Source organism: Paenibacillus xylanilyticus (assembly GCF_013359935.1).
Taxonomy (GTDB): Bacteria; Bacillota; Bacilli; order Paenibacillales; family Paenibacillaceae; genus Paenibacillus; species Paenibacillus xylanilyticus.
Window position 1 is genome coordinate 183,894 of record NZ_JABMCB010000192.1, and the last position, 22,562, is coordinate 206,455.

Annotated in this window: 18 protein-coding genes; 10 read left to right on the forward strand and 8 right to left on the reverse strand. The window is 48.2% G+C overall.

Annotation, left to right across the window (positions count from 1 at the left end):
- Nucleotides 1–36: 36 nt before the first annotated feature.
- On the reverse strand, nucleotides 37–741 hold the full coding sequence (locus HP552_RS20755; RefSeq protein ID WP_175397298.1) for a DUF6199 family natural product biosynthesis protein: 705 nt from the start codon (nucleotides 739–741) through the stop codon (nucleotides 37–39).
- Between the two features lie 207 nt (nucleotides 742–948).
- On the opposite strand from HP552_RS20755, the gene HP552_RS20760 reads away from it, so the two are divergent.
- Nucleotides 949–1,776 carry a sugar phosphate isomerase/epimerase family protein gene (locus HP552_RS20760; protein WP_175397299.1) on the forward strand — a complete coding sequence of 276 codons (828 nt, stop codon included), beginning with the start codon at nucleotides 949–951 and terminating at the stop codon, nucleotides 1,774–1,776.
- A 156-nt stretch (nucleotides 1,777–1,932) separates the two neighbouring features.
- Nucleotides 1,933–2,466, forward strand: a complete 534-nt coding sequence (locus HP552_RS20765; RefSeq protein ID WP_175397300.1) for a hypothetical protein — start codon at nucleotides 1,933–1,935, stop codon at nucleotides 2,464–2,466.
- A gap of 88 nt (nucleotides 2,467–2,554) precedes the next feature.
- On the opposite strand, the gene HP552_RS20770 is transcribed toward HP552_RS20765, so the two are convergent.
- A complete protein-coding gene (locus HP552_RS20770) occupies nucleotides 2,555–3,433 on the reverse strand; it encodes an SDR family NAD(P)-dependent oxidoreductase (RefSeq protein ID WP_175397301.1) in 879 nt (292 codons plus the stop codon).
- Nucleotides 3,434–3,567: 134 nt separating this feature from the next.
- Here HP552_RS20770 and HP552_RS20775 point away from each other — a divergent pair, with 134 nt between their 5' ends.
- Entirely contained in the window at nucleotides 3,568–4,026 is a 459-nt protein-coding gene (locus HP552_RS20775) for a MarR family winged helix-turn-helix transcriptional regulator (protein WP_175397302.1), read from the forward strand.
- A 545-nt stretch (nucleotides 4,027–4,571) separates the two neighbouring features.
- Nucleotides 4,572–8,102, forward strand: coding sequence for an S-layer homology domain-containing protein (locus HP552_RS20780; protein ID WP_175397303.1), 3,531 nt, complete (start codon nucleotides 4,572–4,574; stop codon nucleotides 8,100–8,102).
- 338 nt (nucleotides 8,103–8,440) lie between these two features.
- On the opposite strand, the gene HP552_RS20785 is transcribed toward HP552_RS20780, so the two are convergent.
- From HP552_RS20785 to HP552_RS20800, 4 genes are all read right to left on the reverse strand, one after another.
- Nucleotides 8,441–8,917 (reverse strand): DUF554 family protein, encoded by a 477-nt coding sequence (locus tag HP552_RS20785; RefSeq protein ID WP_175397304.1) that lies wholly within the window; start codon nucleotides 8,915–8,917, stop codon nucleotides 8,441–8,443.
- A 16-nt stretch (nucleotides 8,918–8,933) separates the two neighbouring features.
- A complete protein-coding gene (locus HP552_RS20790; protein WP_175397305.1) occupies nucleotides 8,934–10,256 on the reverse strand; it encodes an amidohydrolase family protein in 1,323 nt (440 codons plus the stop codon).
- Nucleotides 10,257–10,413: 157 nt separating this feature from the next.
- A complete protein-coding gene (locus HP552_RS20795) occupies nucleotides 10,414–11,028 on the reverse strand; it encodes a TetR/AcrR family transcriptional regulator (protein ID WP_175397306.1) in 615 nt (204 codons plus the stop codon).
- Nucleotides 11,029–11,151: 123 nt separating this feature from the next.
- Entirely contained in the window at nucleotides 11,152–11,496 is a 345-nt protein-coding gene (locus HP552_RS20800) for a hypothetical protein (protein ID WP_175397307.1), read from the reverse strand.
- 191 nt (nucleotides 11,497–11,687) lie between these two features.
- Between HP552_RS20800 and HP552_RS20805 the strand changes: the two genes are divergently transcribed.
- The 3 genes from HP552_RS20805 to HP552_RS20815 all read left to right on the forward strand — a co-directional run bounded on the left by HP552_RS20805 (nucleotide 11,688) and on the right by HP552_RS20815 (nucleotide 14,920).
- Nucleotides 11,688–12,722 carry an ROK family protein gene (locus tag HP552_RS20805; RefSeq protein WP_175397308.1) on the forward strand — a complete coding sequence of 345 codons (1,035 nt, stop codon included), beginning with the start codon at nucleotides 11,688–11,690 and terminating at the stop codon, nucleotides 12,720–12,722.
- Between the two features lie 146 nt (nucleotides 12,723–12,868).
- Nucleotides 12,869–14,077, forward strand: a complete 1,209-nt coding sequence (locus HP552_RS20810; RefSeq protein WP_175397600.1) for an MFS transporter — start codon at nucleotides 12,869–12,871, stop codon at nucleotides 14,075–14,077.
- 228 nt (nucleotides 14,078–14,305) lie between these two features.
- Nucleotides 14,306–14,920, forward strand: coding sequence for a TetR/AcrR family transcriptional regulator (locus tag HP552_RS20815; RefSeq protein ID WP_175397309.1), 615 nt, complete (start codon nucleotides 14,306–14,308; stop codon nucleotides 14,918–14,920).
- A 301-nt stretch (nucleotides 14,921–15,221) separates the two neighbouring features.
- Here the strand turns inward: HP552_RS20815 and HP552_RS20820 are convergent, their stop codons facing one another.
- Together HP552_RS20820 and HP552_RS20825 are read right to left on the reverse strand one after the other, a co-directional pair.
- Nucleotides 15,222–16,163 (reverse strand): alpha/beta hydrolase family protein, encoded by a 942-nt coding sequence (locus HP552_RS20820; protein WP_175397310.1) that lies wholly within the window; start codon nucleotides 16,161–16,163, stop codon nucleotides 15,222–15,224.
- Between the two features lie 202 nt (nucleotides 16,164–16,365).
- Entirely contained in the window at nucleotides 16,366–17,286 is a 921-nt protein-coding gene (locus HP552_RS20825; protein ID WP_175397601.1) for an alpha/beta hydrolase family protein, read from the reverse strand.
- A gap of 435 nt (nucleotides 17,287–17,721) precedes the next feature.
- Here HP552_RS20825 and HP552_RS20830 point away from each other — a divergent pair, with 435 nt between their 5' ends.
- The 3 genes from HP552_RS20830 to HP552_RS20840 all read left to right on the forward strand — a co-directional run bounded on the left by HP552_RS20830 (nucleotide 17,722) and on the right by HP552_RS20840 (nucleotide 22,521).
- Entirely contained in the window at nucleotides 17,722–18,138 is a 417-nt protein-coding gene (locus tag HP552_RS20830; RefSeq protein ID WP_175397311.1) for a hypothetical protein, read from the forward strand.
- Nucleotides 18,139–18,485: 347 nt separating this feature from the next.
- Entirely contained in the window at nucleotides 18,486–21,656 is a 3,171-nt protein-coding gene (locus HP552_RS20835) for a GNAT family N-acetyltransferase (RefSeq protein WP_175397312.1), read from the forward strand.
- On the forward strand, nucleotides 21,643–22,521 hold the full coding sequence (locus tag HP552_RS20840) for an amidohydrolase family protein (RefSeq protein WP_175397313.1): 879 nt from the start codon (nucleotides 21,643–21,645) through the stop codon (nucleotides 22,519–22,521). Before HP552_RS20835 ends, HP552_RS20840 begins: the two co-directional genes overlap by 14 nt.
- Nucleotides 22,522–22,562 lie beyond the last annotated feature (41 nt).

The window sequence follows — 22,562 nt, forward strand, 5'->3', positions numbered from 1 at the left end:
GTTGTTACCGCTTTTTTTTATGCCACTATGTATGGTTCAGAATGCTTTAAAGGCGACCCCGATCGCTCCGACCATGACTACAATCCCGCCAATCTTGGTCATAAGGTAATAAAAGTCACTAGGTTCGGGATCGTTTACCCAAATCCAACGAAGGGAGAGTAGAAAGAGGATATCCTGAAATTTCCGATAGTAGAAGCTGCACCATCCAAATATCAAACCGGCCAACGCGAGAAAAAGGTAGACAGGCTCACCTTGGGTGTAATGATATAACGGGTATGCAGCTGTTACGATTGTATCGGGTGAATATCGTTCTTCGCCCTCACTAATCACTCGTTGGTTATTAACGTAAAAGGAGACTGAGTTCACGATATTGCCCTGTTCATCGAAACTCAGTAACAGTCCCGACTGATCCTGAACTTCATATTTGCGTTCGTTTGGATATGAGACGCTATACGTTGGAATTGGTGTCGAACTGAGTTCTGTAATGATGTATTTCTGATCACTGATGAATACAGTGCGCTTTTGCTGCTCCACTTGCACCTGAATCGAATCAGCCGTTCCACTCCGGTATATCATCTGGTTTCCTTGCTTGTGATCGAATGAGTACTTATTATTGTCTGCATAGAATATGTGTTCTGTAAAATAAGGCTTGGATAGAAAGCCAATGATCACAGAAACTACCAAAAGGCATGAAAAGAAAATAAGGGTGGGGGACTGAATTTTTTTGAGCCATGTCGTCATGGTATCAACCTCCTTTCCACTTTTTTCTATTACGCTAATTCCGGGAAAGGGTTGCGGTTAAGGGTTTGTGCCATAAAAGAATGGAACTTACTGGTTTCTTTTTTTGAATCGGCTGTTATTATGAATTTATACCCTGAAATTGAGTTTGAGAGGGCGCAGCAGTGGTTGCAATATGCATTATTAGACGAGTCACAGGAGGAGATTGGGATGATTAGAGGATTAACGAAGGCAGGTTTGGGGAAGATCGAGTCTGATGAACAATATATTACGGATGCGGCCAAGTATGGATTCCAGTCTGTAGATTTGAATCCGCTCTCATTGGTTCAACAATACGGCAAGGAGCAAGCCGCACACCTATTGGAAAGCAATGATATCATCATCGGTTCAGCGGATTTCACGGTGGACTGGCGGAACTCAGAAGAGCAATTTCGTGAAGGACTCAAATCCCTGGTGGAAATGGCAGAAGCCTCTGCTTCGCTGAATTGTTTCAACTGCTGCACCTATGTTTTACCCTCGACGGATCAACCAGCAGCACCATTCATGGCAGCGGCTACCAGACGATTGAGACTCTGCGCAGATATCTTGGGTGCTTACGGTATGCGGCTCGGACTGGAGTTTGTTGGCTGCCATCATTTGCGGACTCAGTGGAAAAATCCGTTTATTTGGAGTGTGGAGGATACCTTGGACTGGATTGAGACCATTCATGCCCCCAATGTAGGCTTGTTGGTGGATTCCTATCATTGGCATACGCTCGGTTTACGGACCGAAGAGGTGCTGCAGTTGAAAAAGGAACAGATTGTTCACGTTCATATCAATGATGCATATAATCTGCCGATTGAAGAATTGCTTGATAATGAGCGTTTATATCCTGGCGAGGGAGTCATCGATCTGAGTGGTTTCCTGAAAAACCTGAAGGCCATTGGTTACACAGGTGTTGTAGCTCAGGAAGTCCTGGCGCCTGCACCGACCCTTAATTCAAGTGAGCTATTCGCCAAGTCAAAAGAGGGCTTTGATAGCGTGTTTGCGGCGATATAACAGATAATAAAGAGTGGAAATATGAAAGAAGCTGGCGGGTGCACATTATGCTGTGTCAATGAACTCGCCGGCCCTTTTATTCTAGCTTTCAGTCCATAGAAATTAGAAATTAAAGTGAGTTATACAAGTATCCACAACAGACAAGGAGTACATAAAATGAAGTTTTTGTTTGAGTTGATGTTATCTATGTTAATGCTCACGAATGGTTCAAGTGGTGATCCTCTTACCAGAGAGGATATCCAGAGCTATCTCAAAACTCATCATCTGCAATATGCTGATGCAAAAATCGTAAATGACCGTTCTGCGCTCTTGGTTGATGTAAAGGGTGAACATGCCAAAGCATCGGTACTTACCAAATCAGCGGATAATAAGCTTGTAATGCAACCCAACGAGTATGTATGGGAAGAAGACATGGAAGGCATATCCGTAGAAAGGGTCGGTCGATATTTATGTGTTGTCATTCACGACAAAGCACGGAGTCATGATATGGATTTCGTTAACATTGTCTATGTAGATGATAATGGGGATGAGCGAAAGGATCGTTATTATTTTAATGGAAAGCAAGCCATTATTATTCCAATGCCAACCCGAAAAGAATCCGTTGTCGTTGCTATTTACGGGAATGATGGCTTTATCCATGACATGGTTAAACGCTTCCCTGAGATCGTGTTACAGCAAAATCATCTATAGTGTTAATTCCAAAAATAACGGATAGGTAATTAACAAGGTAGAGAAAGGAAGGGGCTGATCAGCCCCTTTCCATTAGCAGTAGTCACTTTTAATCAAGTAAGCCCCGTTCTTTCATCAATTGCTGAGTCACCTTCCACAGCTTGTTTTGCATTCCGGCATCTCCGCCTGGATATACAGGAGTGATCGCCGCTCCGCTGCCCACATTGAAATAGCCTCCCGAAACCTCACCAAATGTCGGTTCCACTGCCAAACGAGTCATGATGTCCGCTCCCCGGCGTGGGTCGCCAATGTGCAGAAACGTTAAAATGCGCTCAAGCACACTCGCAAACCATAGCTCCCGTCCGAGACCTGTAACATTGAAGCCTGGGTTTAAGGCATTTACACAAATTCCGGTTCCTTCCCATTGTCTGGCTAGTTCAGCAGTAAACATAATATTAAGCAGTTTGGTTTTGCCATAGATTGGAGAGGAACCGCGTGCAGTAAAGGGAGTGGTATCCGTCAAGTCATTTGGCAGCACAAGTTTGCCATGATTTCGCGAAGCTTCAGATGCAACATTAACGACACGGGCATGACCTGCCTGGATGAGAGAAGATTTTAATGTTTGCGTTAGCAGCCAAGGGGCCAGATAGTTCACGGCGATCATCTCGGCAAACCCTTCGGAAGTGACTCTCTGTTCAAAAGCATGAAGTCCCGCATTATTCAAAAGTACATCGATACGCGGATAAGCGGATGCAAGCTCAAGCCCGATACGTTTTACATCGCTCAGTAAGGACAAGTCTCCGAAGAAAAAGTTGACCTTGGCGGAAGGAACGATTTCCTTAATTTTCTTTCGGGTGGCTTCGGCACGTTCTTCGCTTCGGGCTGTGAGTACAAGGTGAGCCCCGCGCTTCGCAAGTTCCATGGCAGCAAGCTGCCCCAATCCGCTTGTTGCTCCGGTGATCACAATTATAGGATGTGTTGTTTTCATAGTTAAGCTCCTTTTGACACGATCTGGGTCGGTAGATATAATTGATATAAATCAACTATATAGATTAATTGATATTTGTCAACTATATATCCGGAAGCCTGCTTTGATGTATTGAGGAGAGGGGAACGACAATAATGACCGAAAATTCATTTCGAACCCAAGACAGAGAAACGCTGGAGCTGGCACTTGGTGAGCAGATTCATGCCCTGATTAGTGCTTCGCATGCGCTCAATGTCCGATCTGCCGAGCGTTTTGATGCGACCCTGCAGCCTGCTGCTTTTCATCTGGTACGGTGGCTGTACTCTTATGGCCCTACAAGCGCCGCAGCTTTGGCAGAAGCAACTGCGATGGACCGCAGCTCGGTAAGCCGTTTAATTAAACAACTTGAAAAGTCGGGATATGTGAGCAAGGAGCCGGATCCCAATGATCGGCGCGGCGTTTTGCTGTCTCTGACGGAGCTCGGTCAGCAATCGACGGTGAGTGCACTGAAGGAAAAGGAGTCTGTTTTTTATGACCGTATATCCAGATGGGATGATAAGGAGCTGGAGCGTTTCACCAGTATGCTTCGGCAGTTTAACGGGTTAGAAGGATAATGATAGGTTCTGTGGTGGGATTACTTTTCTATATCATTGATTATTCTTGATTTCACATTCCGTTCACTATCGCTTCACAAAAGTAAACATGTAAAGGCAAGGTCAAAATGACGACCGAGCTCATTGTACCCGCGGAGTCTAGGCGCAGAGCGCTAATGAATTCGGGGGTGCTCTTTTTCATGACCCGGTCAAGGCTAGCCTGATATGTTTACAAACACCTTCAATTTCTCCCCTTCAACACATCTATTTCGCTGTATTCTTTTCCTGCCATCCACAGCAGTGGTGGAACTTTCCTGAATGGTGAACAATCTCTGAATTTTGCATCACCCACTAACGGGTGCTTCAACCTAGATTTTTCACCCCGTTAACTGAGCAATGTAGAGCATGACCCTGGTAGAGAAAGGAAGAGAAACGATCAACGGAATATGAAGAAATGTAGGGATATGTAAAATTTTCTATAGGCGCTTTCAACGCGTTGACCCTGCTCTCAAAGTCTCTTATATTTACTCCCGGCACAACAACACAGAACGGGTGGAGGGATCAGGTTGTTCAACAAAAAAGGAAAGAAAATGCTAGCTATGCTTACGCTGATACCGCTGGCTACAGGGATGGTCATGGGAGCTTTTCCTGCGGCTGTTACCTATGCAGATCCGGGAGATAACTCGCCGATCAACAGCACGGCAAGGGGTTCATGGCAAACGGGGGATTTGCATGTACATACTTTTGAGTCGGATGACGCACAGAATTCGCTGGAGACCGTCCTCGATGCGGGCCTAACGCAATATGGGCTGGACTGGATCGCGCTCACGGATCATTTGCGCTTATCCAAGCGGGATCACAACGGAAACGAAATTCAGGGCGGGCCCATTCCGATGTCCTTGGGGATGAATGAATATCAGGTACCACAGATCAAGGCGCTTCAGGAGCAAGGCAAATATGCAGGCAAGACGATCTTCTCCGGCTTTGAATGGGACATGCCGACACATGAACACGTTGGGGTGGGGATTCTCACAGATGAACCGAACTCAACCGAAGCATTGGAAGCTGCCAAAGAATTCGAATATCGTTTTACCAATCGTGATGCGAATCTGTTTGATCCAGCGGACGTCGCAGCCTGGAATGAGACTGGCGGACGTGCCTACACGACGCATCAGGATGCGCTCACTGCCATTGAATGGCTGAAAACCAACTATCCCACGACGAGTTATGCGATGATCAACCATCCTTCGCGTGGCAAAAACAAATATACGATTGCGGACTTCCGCGAGTTCAACGATCTGGCCCCACAAGTGGTATTTGGTATTGAAGGCATGCTGGGTAACCAGATGGAACCGGATCGCGGGGGATATAACACAAGCTACAACGTGTCTAATCCGACTGCAGATGATGGATACAAGTACCGTACATACGGCGGTGTGGACTACATGGTTGCCAAAGTGGGCGGACTGTGGGACGCACTGCTGGGAGAAGGACGCCACTTCTGGAACTATGGTAACTCGGATTACCATTTCAAGACGATTGGCACGAATTCCAGTGGTTACTTCCCGGGCGAATATGCCAAGACCTACTCCTGGGTTGAGGGCAGCGGAATGCAGGCGGTGCTGGATGGCCTTCGTTCCGGAAAATCATTTTCCGTGTTCGGCGATCTGATTAACGCACTGGATTTCACTGCAACCGGAGCGGGTGCTCAGGCTGAAATGGGTGGAGATCTCAATGTGACGCAAGGCGACGAAGTGGAGCTGAAAATCCGGTTCAAGAGCCCAGCGGGCAATAACTATGAAACACCAATCAACAGCGGTACTTCTGCTGGACAGGTGCCCGTGGTAGATCACGTCGACCTGATCGCAGGGGATGTGACAGGCAAGGCCGAGAAGGGAACAGCCGCCTATAACAAGGATACCAACGACTCCACCAGAGTGCTGGCTACCTTCACATCTGATGATTGGACGACAGATGCCGAAGGCTACAATGTCATCACGTACAAGATCAAAGCGACGGATCAAGATCAGTATTTCCGCCTGCGCGGGACGAACCTCGGTATGAATGTTCCGGGCGAGACGGTGAATGGTGAACCACAGCTTGATCCAAAGAACATGACAGCTGACGCAGAAACGCGTTTCAACGAAATTAATGACAGCAACTACCGGGATCTATGGTTCTACTCCAATCCGATCTTCGTGAGTGCGACACCTTACAGTGATGTACAGGCGGTAACCGATACGCTCCAAGCGATTGATCTGGGGGACCTGAACGCGGTCACTTCCGACCTCACCCTTCCTGTTGAAGGGAAACATGGTGCGACGATCAGCTGGTCCAGCTCCAAACCGGAACTGATCAATAATCAAGGCAAACTGCTGGCACAGCCGGATAACAATGAACGATTGGAACTGACGGCAACGGTACAACGCGGCAGCGAAATTCAAACGAAAATGTTCACCGTCATCGTAGAGGGCAGCAATAATCAGGTTCTGGTGCTGAAAAGCAATATGACCACCACGGACGGCCAGCCGTATCATACGGATACATGGACGAATCAGTCCGTAAATGTTAGTGTAACCAGCGCGGTATATGCACCGGCCACTTCGGCGACCATTGAGCTGTCCCGTGATGGAGGTCAGACGTATGAACCCTATACAGAGAATACGCCTTTGGAGGTTATTGAGCCTGGAGAACACAGCCTGTTATTCCGAGCTACGGACGATCTGAGCGGGGAGTACACTCTATCCGTGGTTGTAAAGATAGATCGTGAAATTCCTGTCATTACGCTGCAAGGCAGCAGCCAGATGACACTGAATGTGGGAGACAACTACAACGAGCCTGGAGCACAGGCATCCGACAATGTAGGCATCAGTGGTTCCGTGCAGATCGATGGCACAGTGAATACACAAGCGGCGGGAATCTATACCCTTCGTTATAACGTAAAAGATATCGCTGGCAATGCAGCAGAGGAAGTTACACGTACCATTACGGTACAAGCCAGTTCGAGCAATGGCGGAGGTGGATCAGGTGGCGGCAATGGGGGCAGCTCCGGTGGAAATACAGGCGGAAGTACGCCAAGCGTACCGACAACCCCTACCGTTCCAACAACACCAACCACTCCAGAAACAGGATCGGACTCATCCACTGAAGTGAAGGTAGAGGTGGAAGCGAATCAGCCTGTACAAACGGGTATTACAAACGTGGTGGAATTCAGCGCACCGGCTGGAGCCATTGGGGTAAAAGATACCTTGCAGTTGTCCGTGGTTACTCAGGACAAACTGCAAAATGCAGCTTCGCTGAAGATACTGGGCCAAGCGGTACAAATTAGCCGCACAGGTGGACGGACACTGAACAATCCGGCTGAGTTGAGCCTGAATTATGATCCGGCAGATCTGACAAGTGGAACGAAGCCGGCCATATACTATTACAATGAAGCTCGTCAGAGCTGGGTATTTGTCGGTGGAGAGACGAATGCCGCAGGAACCATAACGGCGAATGTGAATCACCTGGGTACCTTTGTAGTGTCCAGCTACACACCAGCGAACCTGACGGATCTGAATGGACACTGGGCATCCGATTATGCGGATCGTCTGATTGGCATGAATGTCATCCAAGGTTATGCCGATGGAACATTCCAACCGTCCAAGGAGATTACAAGAGCAGAGTTTGTTACATTGCTTAGCAAAGCATTGGCACTTAAAACGGAAGCGTCCAATACTTCGTTTGCCGATGAGGAAACTGTACCCGCATGGGCGAAGTCCGAGATTGCAGCAGCTGTGCAAGCCGGAATCGTGACCGGTTACGGGGACCATACATTCAAGCCGGATCGCACCATTACCCGTGCCGAGATGGCCGTGATGATGGCGAAGGCGCTGAAGTTGAGCGATGTGCAAGCAGGAACGAATGGAGAGGCTGTCAAACCAAGCTTCACCGATGCTGCACAAACTCCGGTTTGGGCGCAGGATGCCATGAATACAGCAGTTCAAGCCAATATTGTGAGCGGATATACGGACAATACGGTTCGTGCAGGGAATATGACGACCCGTGCGGAAGCAGCGGCGATGATTTACAAATTGCTGCTCGCGATGTACGTGTAAAGAATGCCAAATTAAAATGAAGGAGTACCACTTTCGTGGTACTCCTTCATTTTTTCTGTATTTTTAAAAGTAAAATCAAAATATAAACAAGCAGGGTGAGTATCAGGGCGGAACCCAAATACAGACCAACAGTACCTATGGCAATGAATATGTAAGTCACAATTAAACAAGCCAAATACAATAAAAAAATCTTTAGTATCTTTATTCAGATCTCCTCCTATATCCAGTAAAAGACTTATCCGAATAGGATAAGCCTCTTAGCTGCTTCTGTCTACCAAATTTTACAAGTATAATTGTTTACTTCAGATCGTTGATCAACACTTGTTTTCCTTCTTACTCTATAACACAAATAGGGGGATAAATAAGCCCGGAAGTAAATTCAAGGAGGAAGCCAGAATCAATGCCGTAATGCCCGAGAAAATGGTGTTGATTTGCAAGAACGTGTTATCTCCCTGCAGCGCACTTTGCAGCGGTCCCAGAATCGGTATCGACCCCAAGCATAACAAAGAGAACGCGACGGTTAATCCTTCATTCAGGCCGTTGGATGAGAAGCGGGTCATGATCTTGGACAGCATCTGATCGAAATTAATCAGTTGACCGATAATTCCGCCTACCGTAAGAAAGATAACAAACATGACCTGATACTGGCTGGTGGAGATGCTGTCCATGGTTGTACTGATGCCGATGATGACTGCACTTATCCCGATGATCTGATACAGGATGGCCTTATATCCGTCATTCACAAACTTTTTGGAAATAGCTCCAATGGTACTTCCGAATATAATGGAAAAGCAATTGACTAATATTCCTAACATGATTTCACTCCTGAATTCACCAAACCGAGTTTAGAACATCGTCTACTTCTTGTATTCTCGTCACAGATGGTGTTTGAATTAGATTTCCTTTGACCATGACCATGCGTACATCGGATAGTGCTTCAATGTTTTCCAATGGACTCTGGTCCAGCACGATCAGATCTGCCTGTTTTCCGATATCGACCGTACCTGTAACGTCCTCAATGCCCAGGATCTTCGCGTTGGTCCGGGTCACCATATCAATCAGCTGCTTGTTGTTAAGGCTGGTCTGTTTGATGTAGTAGTCCATCTCTCTCCACATGTCATAGTGAGTCACGTACGACATGGCGGCATCGGTACCAAGACCGATGGTAATGTCGTTTTCGATGGCTTGTTTGGCACCTTTTAACATGGATGTATACACGAGTCTGGAGTTTTCTTTCACAGTTGGGCTCACCTTCGTTACGCTGGTATCGAGTAAAGCAGAGGGATAAGCAGCTAGAAAGGTAGGAATAAGTGCAGTATAGCCATTCAGGGCATTGGGATTGTTTTTGAACAGGCTGATAATCTCGTCGTCCATCTCGGAGCCGTGCTCAATCGTATCGACGCCACCTTTTAACGCGACTCTGACACCTTCCGTACTTTCCACGTGAGCTGCCACGCGCAATCCGATCTTGTGGGCTTCATCGCAGATCGCTGCAACTTCCTCCACTGTCATCTGTAAACGACCTGCTTCGCCGACCATTTTCGCATCCGTAACACCGCCAGTCACGCAGATTTTGATGAGATCCACGCCGTTCTTCACATTGATGCGTACATTTTTTCGTGCTTCCCAAGGGGAGTCTCCGACCAGAGCCAAAAAAGGAGCGCCATGTCCTCCCGTTACGCTTAGGAAAAATCCAGAGACAAGCAGATTGGGACCAACGAATTCACCGTTATTAATCTCATCCCGCAACTTGACATCGGTATAGAAGAATTCGCCGACACTGCGCATCGTGGTTACGCCCGCGTGGAGTGCGGTCAGTGCATTGCGTTTCATTCGTTTTTTCAGAACGTTCTTACCGAATTTGGTATTCAGGATCCGATCATATGCGAACTGCAGCATGCCTTCGCTGACGGACAGGCTGAATGGCTTACCATCCGCAAAGAGATGAACGTGGGCGTTGATCAGTCCTGGCATCACGTATTTGCCCGAGAGATCAATGACCTCATAGTGGTTCGGGATGGTCAGTTCGCTCGATTTTCCAATAGCCTGAATCTTTCCTTGTTCATTCACGAGTATGGTCATGTTTTTCTCCATATTTCGTTGCTGGTCTCCATTAATGATGTGGCCGTTTACTAATGCGTAACCTGTTTTCATATCGTTTTTCCTCCTTAGGTATGTAACAAACTTTAATAATGAATAATAAATTCGTTTTTGGGTCAAAAAAATAGGATTCGTATCTTAGACTTTTTTTGGCGTGCGGACCAAGTTTGTTTTGACCTGATCTGCACGCTTACCAGCTTGGATATATCCATTATTCGCTCAAACTCTTCATGCCGTACAATCGGTATACATACAATGCTTCGAATATCTGCTTGCGGCTGTCCTCACTCATGTCCCGTTTCAATAAATCGAGGTTCATATCGATCACATTGTGAGCAAGGATATCGAGCAAGATCAGGTTTTCTTCCATTCCAATCTCATAATGTTTGTACTGCTTTTTGAGATAGGCTTTCTTGGTTTCGATCATGGTCTCGACGAGCTCGTTCTTGGCGTTGGTGTAGATTGTTCCTTTGTTCTTTTCGAAAATGATGATGATCTGGTTCCGGTATTTGCGTAATACATCAACCTGTTCCTGTAGCAGTGCGGATTTTCTATCACTATCCGTTTCCGCATCGAACAAGTTCTGATTATCGAAATGGATCGTATCGACCAGTACTTTCTTCAGGTAATCCACCAGATCAGGCGGCACAACCGCGTAGAACAGATCCTTTTTGTTTTTAAAATACGTATAGATATTGCCTACGGAAATATTGATTTCGTTCGCGATGTCGCTCATCTTGGCATCCACAAATCCCTTTTCATAGAACACCTTCAGCGCTGCGTATTCAATTTCTTTCCTGACTTCGTCTTTCTTGGCTTGCACCATTGAGAACGACTCCTTAATAGTGAATGAGTGATTCGGTATTAGGTTATTCCTATTTGAAGGGTTTGTCAACAGGGAGGAGAAGAATTTTAAGTGTAAGTTAGTTTTGGCAGTTGGTTTGAAAAGTCACATACGCCAAGGAATCTGCGGAATTTTGTATCGAAAAAAAGTGTTTCCATCTTTTTCAACATAAATCCATGGTGGCTGTACTGGTGTACCCGTTGCTTTGTACAGAACTTCACCATCATCACTTGATGCATATTTCTCAAGATGTTGATTATCTTCAAAACTCACTGTTCCTTGGTAAGATAATCTCTTGCCTTGTATTTCTATATCAGGTGCATTTGATATAATCCTACTCGTTGTATTAATCAATCCAATTCTCCCTGAGGACCATATGACTAATTCACTGAGCAATAATAAGCCAACCAAGATGACAATGCTTACAATAAGTAGCCGCTTTTTTCTCATAATCCATAATCTCCTTCGACAATCTAACAATATAATATGATGCAATAACCCTTGTAGCAATATTAATGTCCCCTGCTTCCAATTTAGCATTGACTTTCCCCGCGAATCCCCCTAAACTTCAATTATTAAAATACTTTTAAAAACATTTAGCGAATTGTTCTAAACCAACGAAAGGAGGCGTACATCTCAAAATGCAGCCTACATCACACAACACCCAACAGGTGAAGAGAATCAATGTGGAGCTGGTGAAGAATACACTCAGATCTACGGGCGTCGGTACGAAGTCCTCCATTGCAAATTTGACGAAACTTAGTGTTGCAACATGCGGCACGATCCTGAACGAGCTGCTCCAGACGGGAGAGATCATTGATCTGGGACCGGATGAATCAAGCGGGGGAAGACCTGCAAGTCGATATCAATTCAATGCGGACTATGCCAGCGTGCTTTGTCTGATTATCCGAACAGAGGGCGGCGTTCACTCGATCACGCATCTTCAGGCCAATCTCAATGGCGAGATGAAGGACGAACAGACGCTCATTTTGGATGAGATTACCGTAGCGACTGTGGAGGGTTTGGTTGCAGCCTTGATTGAGCAGTACAACAATGTTCAGGCGATTGGGATCGGGATACCGGGTGTGGCACACAACGGAGTTATTGGCATTTGCGATGTGCCGGGACTGGCAGGTCAGCCGCTGGGACCGAAGCTCAAGGAGCGATTCGATGATGAGGAAATCATCATTGATAACGACATGAATCTGACGGTGTACGGATTGTACAACGAGCAGCATTTTGAGGAAGAGAAGAACTTTGCGGTGGTCACTTTTCCGAAAAATCATTTTCCCGGGGCGGGTTTCATCATTGACGGCCACCCTTTGAAAGGGAATACACATTTTAGCGGTGAAGTGTCTTACCTGCCTTTTGGTGTGTCATCGGAAGAACAGCTTCGGATGCTTCAAACTCCAGAGGGACTGCATCAGCTTGTAGTCAAAACGCTGGTATCCATCATTGTCATTATTAACCCGGCAGCAATCGTCATCACAGGGGATACGATGGACTCTGGTATGCAAAATGATCTGATGCAGGGCTGCCTGAAAACCATACCACAGGAGCACATGCCGCAGCTCATCATTCAGAATGACACACGGCGCGAATATGTTACCGGCTTGGTTGCTGTCACGTTGGAGAGCTTGACCTACCGTATCCAGTTAATCGAGAAAAAGTGGTAAAGACAGAAGTAAAGCTAGTCCATTTACACGTAAGAGTAATCGGAAGATCGTACTGCAATCGTAGTAGTAAAGTGTAATATTCCTTTCTGAAATCATTGGAGGTACTTATTTTGGATCAGCAAGCAAGTAAGAAAAAGTTCAGTAAGATGTATGCCATGCAGCTGGCGACGATCTTTATTGGTTTTATCGTGTTTGGCATATCGGAAAACATTAAAGGGCCGGCGATTCCGCGCATTCAATTCGACTTCAATCTGGACGAGAAGCAGCTCGGGACGTTGTTGTCCCTGAATGCATTGGGGTACCTGATCGCCTGTTCGTTCACCGCTATCCTTGTCCGCAAATGGGGCATCAAGGCGGTTAGCGTTATCTCTTTTGCCTCGATGATTCTCTCAGGTGTGTTCATCTATTTATCCCATACATATCCACTCTTTGCTTCATCGTACTTCTTCATGTACATCGGCAACGGCATGTTGGAGATCGCGCTGGCGATTCTGGGAGCACGGATTTTTGTGAAAAATACAGGCATGATGATGAATCTGTCGCATTTCTTCTATGGTCTGAGTTCCACGGTAGCTCCGCTGCTGGGAACGGGCGTCATGTCACTGACGGTGTTTGGGCATGAACTGAACTGGCGCGGCATGTATCTGGTCATGTTGTCCCTCTGCCTGCTGCCGATCATTGCGGCGCTGCGCAGCACGTTTCCGGGGGATGATCTTCCCCATGAAGACCGGGTTTCCCTGAAGATGCTGACACGTGATCCGGCCATCTGGTTGATGGTGCTTATTCTTTCTTTTGGCGTTGTATCGGAAATAGCGGTAGGGGGCTGGCTCGTAAACTTTTTGGAGAAAGCTTATACATGGGACACCGTTAAGGCATCGGGAATGCTGTCTGCATTCTTCCTCAGTTTCTCGCTGGGACGTCTGCTGCTCGGTCCACTTACGGACCGGATCGGTTTCGTGCTTTCATTGATTGTGTTTTCGGCGTTCTCTGGTGTATGTACGTTCGCGGCAATCGCAGGTGGTGAGGGGCTGGCTTACCTTTTTGCCGTGTCGGGTGCGGGTATTGCAATGATCTATCCAACGGTGATGGCGTTTATTGCAAAAAGGTATCCAAATGGCAGTGACACGGCCATTACGTTTGCCGTTACTCTGATGGGGATTGGCAGCGTCATCGGCAACTATGCCATTGGCTGGGTCATTGAAGTGTTCAAGAATGCATATGGTGCGACAACTCAGCTGGGGCTGCTGCGCGGGCTGCAGGCGGGGTATGGATTTATCGGCTTATGCGCAGTGATCTGTGCGGCGTCGGGCGTGGTGTTGTTTGTATATTTGAAGCGGAAGCAGGAACTGATTTAGGCATTGATTGAATAGGGTGTTGGATTGATTGGGAATCCTCGTTTGTATAGGAGGAGGACACTTTTCTCTGATTCTTGTAAACATGTTAAAAATCAATCCGTCTCAAAAAGGTTTATAATCGGAAGATATGTTGAGCCATGTTGGTGTTAATAGTATAATTCGGATAATTGGTAAGGAATGAATTCCGTGAGTGTAACTTAGGGATAAATGGATGGGGGGAACTAATAGATGAATGACAAGACGGAAAACCCCAGTGATGGCTTGAAAACTCGTGACCACACAGATCGACCTGTGCGCGCCGACGCACAGCGTAACATTAATGCTTTACTCCAGTCCGCGATGACCGTGTTCGCGGCCTCGGGAGTGGACGCTCCAGTGCGGGAGATTGCAGAGAAAGCCGGTGTCGGAGTTGGCACCGTATATCGTCATTTTCCACAGCGCTCGGATCTGATCGAGGCCGTATTCCGGCAGGAAGTCGATGCCTGTGCAGATGCGGCGGCTGAGCTGTCAACGCAGTATGAACCCGGTGAGGCCCTAGCGCGATGGATGCAGCGATACGTGGACTTCATCGCAGCCAAGCGTGGACTTGCGGCGGCGCTGCATTCGGGCAATCCGGCATATGAGACCCTGCCGGCTTACTTTGATAAGCGGCTGAATCCTGCACTTCGAACCTTGCTTGAAACTGCTGCCGCTGCTGGTGAGGTACGTGCGGATGTTGAACCGGATGACTTGCTCCGAGCAGTAGCAAGTCTATCTGCTGCGGGACATAAAGGTAATCCCATGCAGGCTCGGCAGATGGTTGCTCTGCTCGTAGACGGACTGCGCTATCGTGCGACTCTGTAAACGAGTGCCTACTGCTGATATTTAAGGCTTCATGGCTATCAGCCATCTGCCAAGTAAAGATAAAGCTTGCGCATTGTGCCCATGGATCGAGCTTCTTTCCAGGCTCGTGGTCATTGTACGGATTGCACAGAAAGCAGAAAAATGGCAGCAGGAACGGGTCAAGTTCCTGCTGCCATAATATACGATTGAACAGGGGAGCCATTGAGATGGCTCCTTTTTCTTTTTTTCGGAGGAATATGTTGAGCATGAGTGATATCCCCGCGGCAAGTTGATGCGATCCTTCAGTCAATCAGTCAGTTTCTTATTTGGTTTCGATACGACCCAGTGGGTTATCTTCTCTTGCCAAAGCCATACATGCTGAATCCCATGCGGAATCTTCCGGATAGAGTTCAGTACGGAGATAAGCCCAGGTGAGTTTCTGAATCGCAGCTACCCGTTCAGGATTCTCATCCGTCGTCTCGGCGACATCGTAGCCGGACACTCCACCGAGTCCATGCTCTGCACCAAACAGTGTGAGCAGAGATTTGGGTCCCGGGGAAAGGAAATACGGATCAGTGTGCCAATCTGCGCCCATAACCGTCAGATGACGGGAGTTGTCCTTGTCCCCAGCAACAACTAGTGCAGGTGTTTTCATTTTAGAAAAATCGGTAGTGGAGAAGAAGGAATAATTCTCGATCGTAAATGCACTGAGTGCATCGCCGCCTCTGCCGGGTGCTGCAAGTAGTACGCCCGCCTTGATCCGGGGCTCGGCCAAGTTCACTTCTGTTCCGTCATAAGGATCGGTGAGCCGCGCTCCCAGCAGCAGGCTTATGGTATGCCCGCCCATGGAGTGGCCAGCTGCGGCGACTCTGCTCCGGTCGAGGCGCCCGAGAAGCTGCGGAACAGCGGACTCGATTATGTCTAGATGATCAAGGATATGCGTCATATCCTGAGCCCGGGATCGCCAATATAGCGGCGCCTCGGGGTGACCCGAACCGAGGTTCAGCGTTCTCGAACTCAGATGGGTCGGCTGGATGACGACGAATCCATGTGCTGCCCAGAAATTGGCGAGTGGTGCATATCCGTTCAGTGAGGAGAGATGATTGGATGGACCATGCCCATGCGAGAGAAGAATGATCGGAAGTTCGCTTCCGGTCGCCGGTGCGGTTACCCGCATTTGCAGGTCTACAGCACGACCGGGAACTGAAAGGACTACCGGACTGAACGAAAGGGTTGGAGCAGGCGAGCTAATGTTAATTTCCATACGCGTGGTATCTCCTTTTATACAATTATTTGTGTTCAAGACTGCTATCACATACTTCAAGCTATACTCGTAAGCATTCCGAAATGAGTATCGTCCCGGTTTGAACTATTTCGTCCGATCTACAAAATAATCGTCAATAAGTTGTTAAAGGATGCTTGATTGAGCTTTGTTATTTTTTCAAATTGATGCGATCACCAATTCCTTATTTGGACTCGATACGTCCGAGCGGACTGTCGCTCTTTGCCAGAGCTGAACATGCTGCTACCCAGCTGGAATCATCAATACCAAATGCATTGCATAGGTAAGCCAGTGTAAGCTGCTGGATTAAGGCAACTCGTTCAGGACTCTCGTCTGTTGTCTCCGCAACGCTGTAGCCGGAAATGCCGCCGAGCGAGTGCTCTGCCCCGAAGAGGGTGAGCAGGCTCTTGCTACCTGGACTCAGGAAGTACGGGTCGGTGAACCAGTCTGGCCCCCGAGTAGTCAGTGGGGATTGGTCATGGTCTCCCGCGATCACTAGGGTTGGTGTGCTCATGTCCGCGAAGCTTGGGTTCATGAAGGGAAAGTGCTCAGCCGCGAACGGACTAAGGTCAGCTCCGCCCTTTCCAGTCGTAGCAAGCAACACGCCCGCCTTGATCCGCGAGTCGGACATGTTCTCTCCCGGTTCACCATGGGCATCGAGGACTCGTGCGCCGAGCAGCATCCCTACCGTCTGGCCGCCGAAGGAGTGTCCGGCTGCAGCGATACGGCTTCGATCAAGGCGTCCACTGAGCCCGGGAACGGACGCTTCAATGAGATCCAGTTGGTCGAGGATGCGCTTCAAGTCCTCGACTCGAAAACGCCAGATCAGTGGTGTACGGGGGTCGTCAGGAGGAAGGTTCAACGTCCTAGAGTCGAGATGGGTAGGTTGAATGACCACGAAGCCTTGAGCAGCCCAGAAGTCGACCAACGGACCGTAGCCATCCAATGACCAGCCAAAGCCGTGGGAAAATATAATAATAGGCAAGTCGCGACCAATTACCGGTGCAGACACTCTCACTTGCAAATCCTCACCACGGCCCGGGGCTGATAGCACTACCGGTTTCACCGAGAAGACGGGGGTGGGTGTATTAATCTTGATTTCCATCATTATAATAATCTCCTTTTTTGCATCAATTTGTGACCTGCGCCGCCTTGTTATGTTAAAGGACGGAGTTAAACGGAACCACGTTCCGATTATATACGGAACGTTGTTCCGTTTGCAACAACTATTTCAATTAAACATCCGTTTAGATTGAAATGTCAGGCCAAATCTATATCCAGATGACTATAATCAGTCGTGTTTTTTTGGATTTAAGTGAAACATTCGGGAGAAAACAATCATTTAGTATATATATGGTTTTAAAGGGAGGTCGGAGAGGATGTACAACAAACCATTTTTGTTCGTTGTGTTGATCATTGCCCTCATAGCGGGGGGAGTTACATCATTGCAGATCAAACGATTGAAAATACGATTACGATTGATGCGGATCATCAAATTTTTAATAGCTATCAGGAACTATCCGAGGATGCTGATCTTATTGTGGAGGTTACGGCGACAGATGAGTCTGTCCATATCAATAAAGAAGAGAGTGAATCCGAAACGAGATATACGGTTACCCGTGTAGAAATCAATCAAGTTTTTGGGAATAAAGGTCACCAGGAATTAAAGGACTACATTCATGTTTTGGAGCCAACATATATTGTCAGAAACAAAGGAATTTACACAGGAGTAACCAGGTATACATATGGGGATTACACGCCAATGCAGGCAGGATACCGATATGTTTTATTCCTGTCCTGGGATGAAAAACACAACGGTTATTGGATTACGTCTTTGGAGCAGGGCAAGTTCAATGTGGATCAGAAGGATTCAGCAGAGCGGGCTCTAGCGGAAAAAAATTTACAGGTGAAAGCGTTGAAGGAGGATGTGTTTGAACATTTAGGTTATTCAGACTAGGAAGGGTGGAGACGTGAGAATCCTCAGAAACATTTTAATTCTATGTGCCATATTGATTATCGCTTGCATTGCATGGTACGGCAATGATCGAAAGGATATGAGTGCGTTGGAAAAGGGCTTACGAACCCACCTGATCACGAATGCCCAATACCCAGGTCGTCCAATTCAAAGACACGCCGCAGAAAAAAGAAATATTTTTGATTATCTGAAAATGTTTCCATTTATAGTATGATAAGACTATCGATAGCTTCAGCAAACGGGGACTCTATCATCTTTGCGCTGTCGAACAAGCCCATTTCGTATGAGCAAGAAGACAATTCTATACATAAAGCAAAGGGGATAGAGACATGACAGTAACCTCAAATCTAGAACAAATCCGCATTATCGAATATGACCACTCCTATGCTGCCGCACTCGCTGATATGTGGAACCGCAGCAATGAAAGCTGGGGAGGCGGCACGAACCAGAGAACGGAAGATACCGTGCGCCGGGAGATGGAGAGTTCGTCCAATCTTCATGTGTTTCTTGCCGTTCATGAGAATGAGGTAATCGGCTTCTGCAGTTTCGCCCACTACCGCCATGACGAGAATGCCCTGTATGTACCGTTGTTGAATGTGCGCCCTGATTATCATGGTTACAAAGTCGGACGCAATCTGATCCTGAACGCCGTTCGCAAAACCGTGGAAGCGGGGTGGCCCCGTCTGGATCTGTTCACCTGGGCAGGCAACACGAAGGCTGTGCCGATGTACAAGAAATGCGGATTCTTCTGGGAGAAAAAAGATGACACTGTGCACCTGATGAATTTCATCCCGACCATCTTGCAGACCGAAGCGCTTGCTCCTTATTTTGCGGAGCTGGATTGGTACGCAGACAGCACGCGTGAACTCGCCATTGAGCCGGATGGCCGGCGGGAGCGTGGCTTCGATTTTTTTGACTACACTTGGAAAAAGGGAGATATCTCCTTGCGCGCCGAGTTCGAGAAGTCGGGTCGCGGGCTCAGCGCTCTCGAAACACCGGATTACGAAATCTTCACAGAGATCGACGATCATGACCTGGTCTTCGGCTCCACATACAAGGTACGCTATCGGATTAAGAACCGTTCAGCGTCCGAGCTGAAGTTCGAGATCAAGGGACGGAATAACAAAAATATTCGTTTTGCTCTGAACGCTGCTGAAGCAGTTGCACCGGGAGAGACGATCATCGTGGAGGGCGAGTTCCAACTTGATCCCGTTACAGAGGAACAGAACCAGATGAAAACCCATCCTGTTGTCGCCAGCACATGGCTAATCGGTGGCAGGAAAGCCGAGTTCCGTATGGGTGTCGCCCCGAAATTCCCGGCCAAGATCAACGCGGCATTGCCCGTGAAGGAGCTCTATACAGGCATTCCGGCCGAGCTGTATCTGAACGTGGAAAATAATTATGATTCCGAAGCGGAGTTCAGTTTTGACCTGCCGGAGGATGAATTCCTGGAGTGGGCAGAACGTTCGGTACGCTTCACCGTTCCTGCCAAAGGCAAAACATCTGTACCGGTGTCCTTCACCTTGCGTTCGTATGGTCTCTATTCGCAAGAAGTAAAGGTAACAGCGGTTCCGGCAGGCCAAGAGGCAGTATCATTCACAACCAAGTTGTCTGTTCTGATGAAGGGAACTCATGGAAGATATGGTGGAGAAAATGGAGAGCAGTGGGTGGCCGTGAACGGCGCATTCTCCCTCCATATGAGCAGGCAAGATAATACGATGTGGATCGAATATCCTGGATCACGTCACACGTTCTGGTGGACCTACCCGAAGCTGGGAAAGCCTTTTGCAGAAGAGTTATCCAAGAAAAAGGCGAAAGATGTGAACATCTATCCCGAAGGGGAACGTCAGGTTCTCGAAGCACTGTACGATTCGGAGGACTTCCCTGGTTTGCAGATCAAGTCCGTCGTCAAGCTGTCTGCAAACGGGATCGCAGAATTCTACCACGAAATTGGCAATACTCGCAGTACAGAGCTGGAAGAGAACATGTTTTTGATGACCAACTTCGGTTTCTATGGGAGCAGGCTTATTCTTCCGTACCAAGGCCGCTATGTGGACATGGGAGATGATTACGCCGGTGACCCGAACCATTGGGATAGCGCACAGATCACGGAGAACTGGTTGTTCTGCAAGGAAGCGTATGGTGCATGCGGTATCTGCTGGGACCCTTCCCTGAAGCTGCTTCGTCCGGAATACACGCTGGGGTTGGAACATGATCTAGGCCGAATTCCGGCAGGAGCCGTCGTACGGACGAAGGCTACTGTATTTGCGTTGAACACCTTTGCCAAGTGGCAGGATTTCCGCTCTTTTGCCCGTAAACAGCGCGATCCGGTTGTGCCTGTTCTGGATGACCATCTTGAGCTGGTACTGGGCGGCGGTAATCCGTTTGTCTCGGGCACACTGCAAGCGGAACTGAACGAACGGAAGATGGTCCCACTCGCCGGAAACCTGGAACTGTATGTGCAGAATGGTGGTGAGCCGGAGTATTTAGCTGCTGATATGGAATTAAACCGGGAGCAGGATCTTCGCTCCGCACAGTTGGAATTCTCCCCTGAGGAAAAGATTGCGACAGAAATATGTGAATTCGGCTGGAAGGTTCGGGCCGTTTATCGCGGAGAGGATCGCGTTCAGGAACGGACCGCCCTCTGGTTTCCACAAACGGGATCAGCCGTCGATCGGGTGATTGAAGAAGGACCAGCAGGCCCGGTATACACGGTGAGTAATGGGGTTCTCTCGATGGCAGCTGCACCTGGCTTCGGAAGTATCGTGCATTCCCTGAAGTACCAGGGCGAGGAATGGCTGGATAGTTCATATCCGGAAGCTGCTCCGCGTTCCTGGTGGAATCCATGGTACGGTGGACTTGGTGTGGGTATCCCTGGTATGAACGGTTTCAGCCGTCAGCTGGAGCAGAGAAGTGCGGCTTGGACGGAGCGGAGGGATCAGTACGGTAACATTTGGAGAGGAATTCGGATCACGACGTCCATTGAGAAGCATGAAGCGAATCGGGGAATCACCGTTCATCAGCATTACCTCATGCTGCCCGGCGTTCCTGTTCTCTGTTCGCTGCACTCAGTGACCAACAAGAGCGGCTTGGCGCTAACGGATTATTCGCTAACAGAGGAGAAGTTCTTAAAGACTTCGCTTGTTTTTGAAGAGGGCTGGCTGGATCACCCCGAGCAAGGGCATTTTCCACTCGGGAAAGTGGATGCGGGTCTTCATTTGAAGGGGCTCTTGCGGGTGGGAGCGGCTTCGCGCAAGAACATGCTGCATGCTGTAGATGGTTATCCCAATCAGAGCGCTTGGACATTTGCGAACAACCAGGTGCTCGGCCTAAATGTGAGTGAGCATCTGTCCATTCCCAATGGGGAAACAGTCTGGACGAAGCCGACCTATCTGATCTTGGGGCAGCTCACTCTGCATCCAGAGGATATGCGCGGCCTTCTACGGCTAACCTTTGCAGCCTCTAACGACAATAAGGAGGCTTCCTATGCCAATCATTGATATTCACATTCATCTGTCGGACATCGACAGTTTCCATCGAACGGCGATCGATCTGTCGAAAGTGGACTACACTGCCGCTGGCCTCAAGGCGGAGTTTAATAAGAACGATGTCATTCTTGGTATTGGAATGGGGGTTACGGAGCAGACGAAGGGCGCGTTCCCGGATTCCAGTTCTCCCAATCCGATGGGCCTCAATTTGGAAGCAGCGGTGCCGCCATTCCTTATGGAATGTGTTGGTATCAACCCGAATCAGCTTGGCGGTGAACACGCTCAGGACGAACTTGACCGAATTGAAGCACGATTGCAAGCTCCCGAGGTAGCCGGCATCAAGCTGTACGCAGGATACTACCATTACTACGTCCATGATAAGATTTATACTCCAATCTATGAGCTGGCAGCCAAGTACAATGTGCCCGTCGTCATTCATACAGGGGATACGTACTCAATGAATGGATTGCTGAAGTATGCACATCCGCTAACCGTGGATGAATTAGCCTTTCAACAGCGTGGGGTGAACTTCATGATCTGTCATTTGGGTGATCCCTGGGTGATGGATGCCGCCGAAGTGGTGGCAAAGAATCCTAATGTATACGCGGATTTGTCCGGCCTTGTGGTCGGTGATCGGCCGCATTTTGAACGTTTCATGAATGAGCCACTGTTCATGGATCATTTCCGCCGGGCCTTGGTGTATTCCGATCACTACGAGAAAATGCTGTTCGGAACAGACTGGCCGCTCGCGCCGATTGATCTGTATGCAGAATTTATCCGCCGACTCGTGCCGGAGCAGCATCATGAGAAGGTGTTCTATGAGAATGCCTTTGAATTGTTCCCGCGCATAGGGCAGCGGATTGCAGAGCTGGGTTAAGGAAAAGCTGACCGCCATGATGGTGGTACCCACTCCAATGA

Bases quoted from the DNA above. Each gene is read 5' to 3' on its own strand.
- HP552_RS20795 (WP_175397306.1), bottom strand. From the start codon at position 11,028: ATGGTGCAAGCCAAGAAAGACGAAGTCAGGAAAGAAATTGAATACGCA.
- HP552_RS20835 (WP_175397312.1), top strand. From the start codon at position 18,486: ATGACAGTAACCTCAAATCTAGAACAAATCCGCATTATCGAATATGAC.
- HP552_RS20825 (WP_175397601.1), bottom strand. From the start codon at position 17,286: ATGGAAATCAAGATTAATACACCCACCCCCGTCTTCTCGGTGAAACCG.
- HP552_RS20800 (WP_175397307.1), bottom strand. From the start codon at position 11,496: ATGAGAAAAAAGCGGCTACTTATTGTAAGCATTGTCATCTTGGTTGGC.
- HP552_RS20770 (WP_175397301.1), bottom strand. From the start codon at position 3,433: ATGAAAACAACACATCCTATAATTGTGATCACCGGAGCAACAAGCGGA.
- HP552_RS20810 (WP_175397600.1), top strand. From the start codon at position 12,869: ATGTATGCCATGCAGCTGGCGACGATCTTTATTGGTTTTATCGTGTTT.
- HP552_RS20765 (WP_175397300.1), top strand. From the start codon at position 1,933: ATGAAGTTTTTGTTTGAGTTGATGTTATCTATGTTAATGCTCACGAAT.
- HP552_RS20815 (WP_175397309.1), top strand. From the start codon at position 14,306: ATGAATGACAAGACGGAAAACCCCAGTGATGGCTTGAAAACTCGTGAC.
- HP552_RS20785 (WP_175397304.1), bottom strand. From the start codon at position 8,917: ATGTTAGGAATATTAGTCAATTGCTTTTCCATTATATTCGGAAGTACC.
- HP552_RS20760 (WP_175397299.1), top strand. From the start codon at position 949: ATGATTAGAGGATTAACGAAGGCAGGTTTGGGGAAGATCGAGTCTGAT.
- HP552_RS20755 (WP_175397298.1), bottom strand. From the start codon at position 741: ATGACGACATGGCTCAAAAAAATTCAGTCCCCCACCCTTATTTTCTTT.
- HP552_RS20820 (WP_175397310.1), bottom strand. From the start codon at position 16,163: ATGGAAATTAACATTAGCTCGCCTGCTCCAACCCTTTCGTTCAGTCCG.
- HP552_RS20790 (WP_175397305.1), bottom strand. From the start codon at position 10,256: ATGAAAACAGGTTACGCATTAGTAAACGGCCACATCATTAATGGAGAC.
- HP552_RS20775 (WP_175397302.1), top strand. From the start codon at position 3,568: ATGACCGAAAATTCATTTCGAACCCAAGACAGAGAAACGCTGGAGCTG.
- HP552_RS20805 (WP_175397308.1), top strand. From the start codon at position 11,688: ATGCAGCCTACATCACACAACACCCAACAGGTGAAGAGAATCAATGTG.
- HP552_RS20840 (WP_175397313.1), top strand. From the start codon at position 21,643: ATGCCAATCATTGATATTCACATTCATCTGTCGGACATCGACAGTTTC.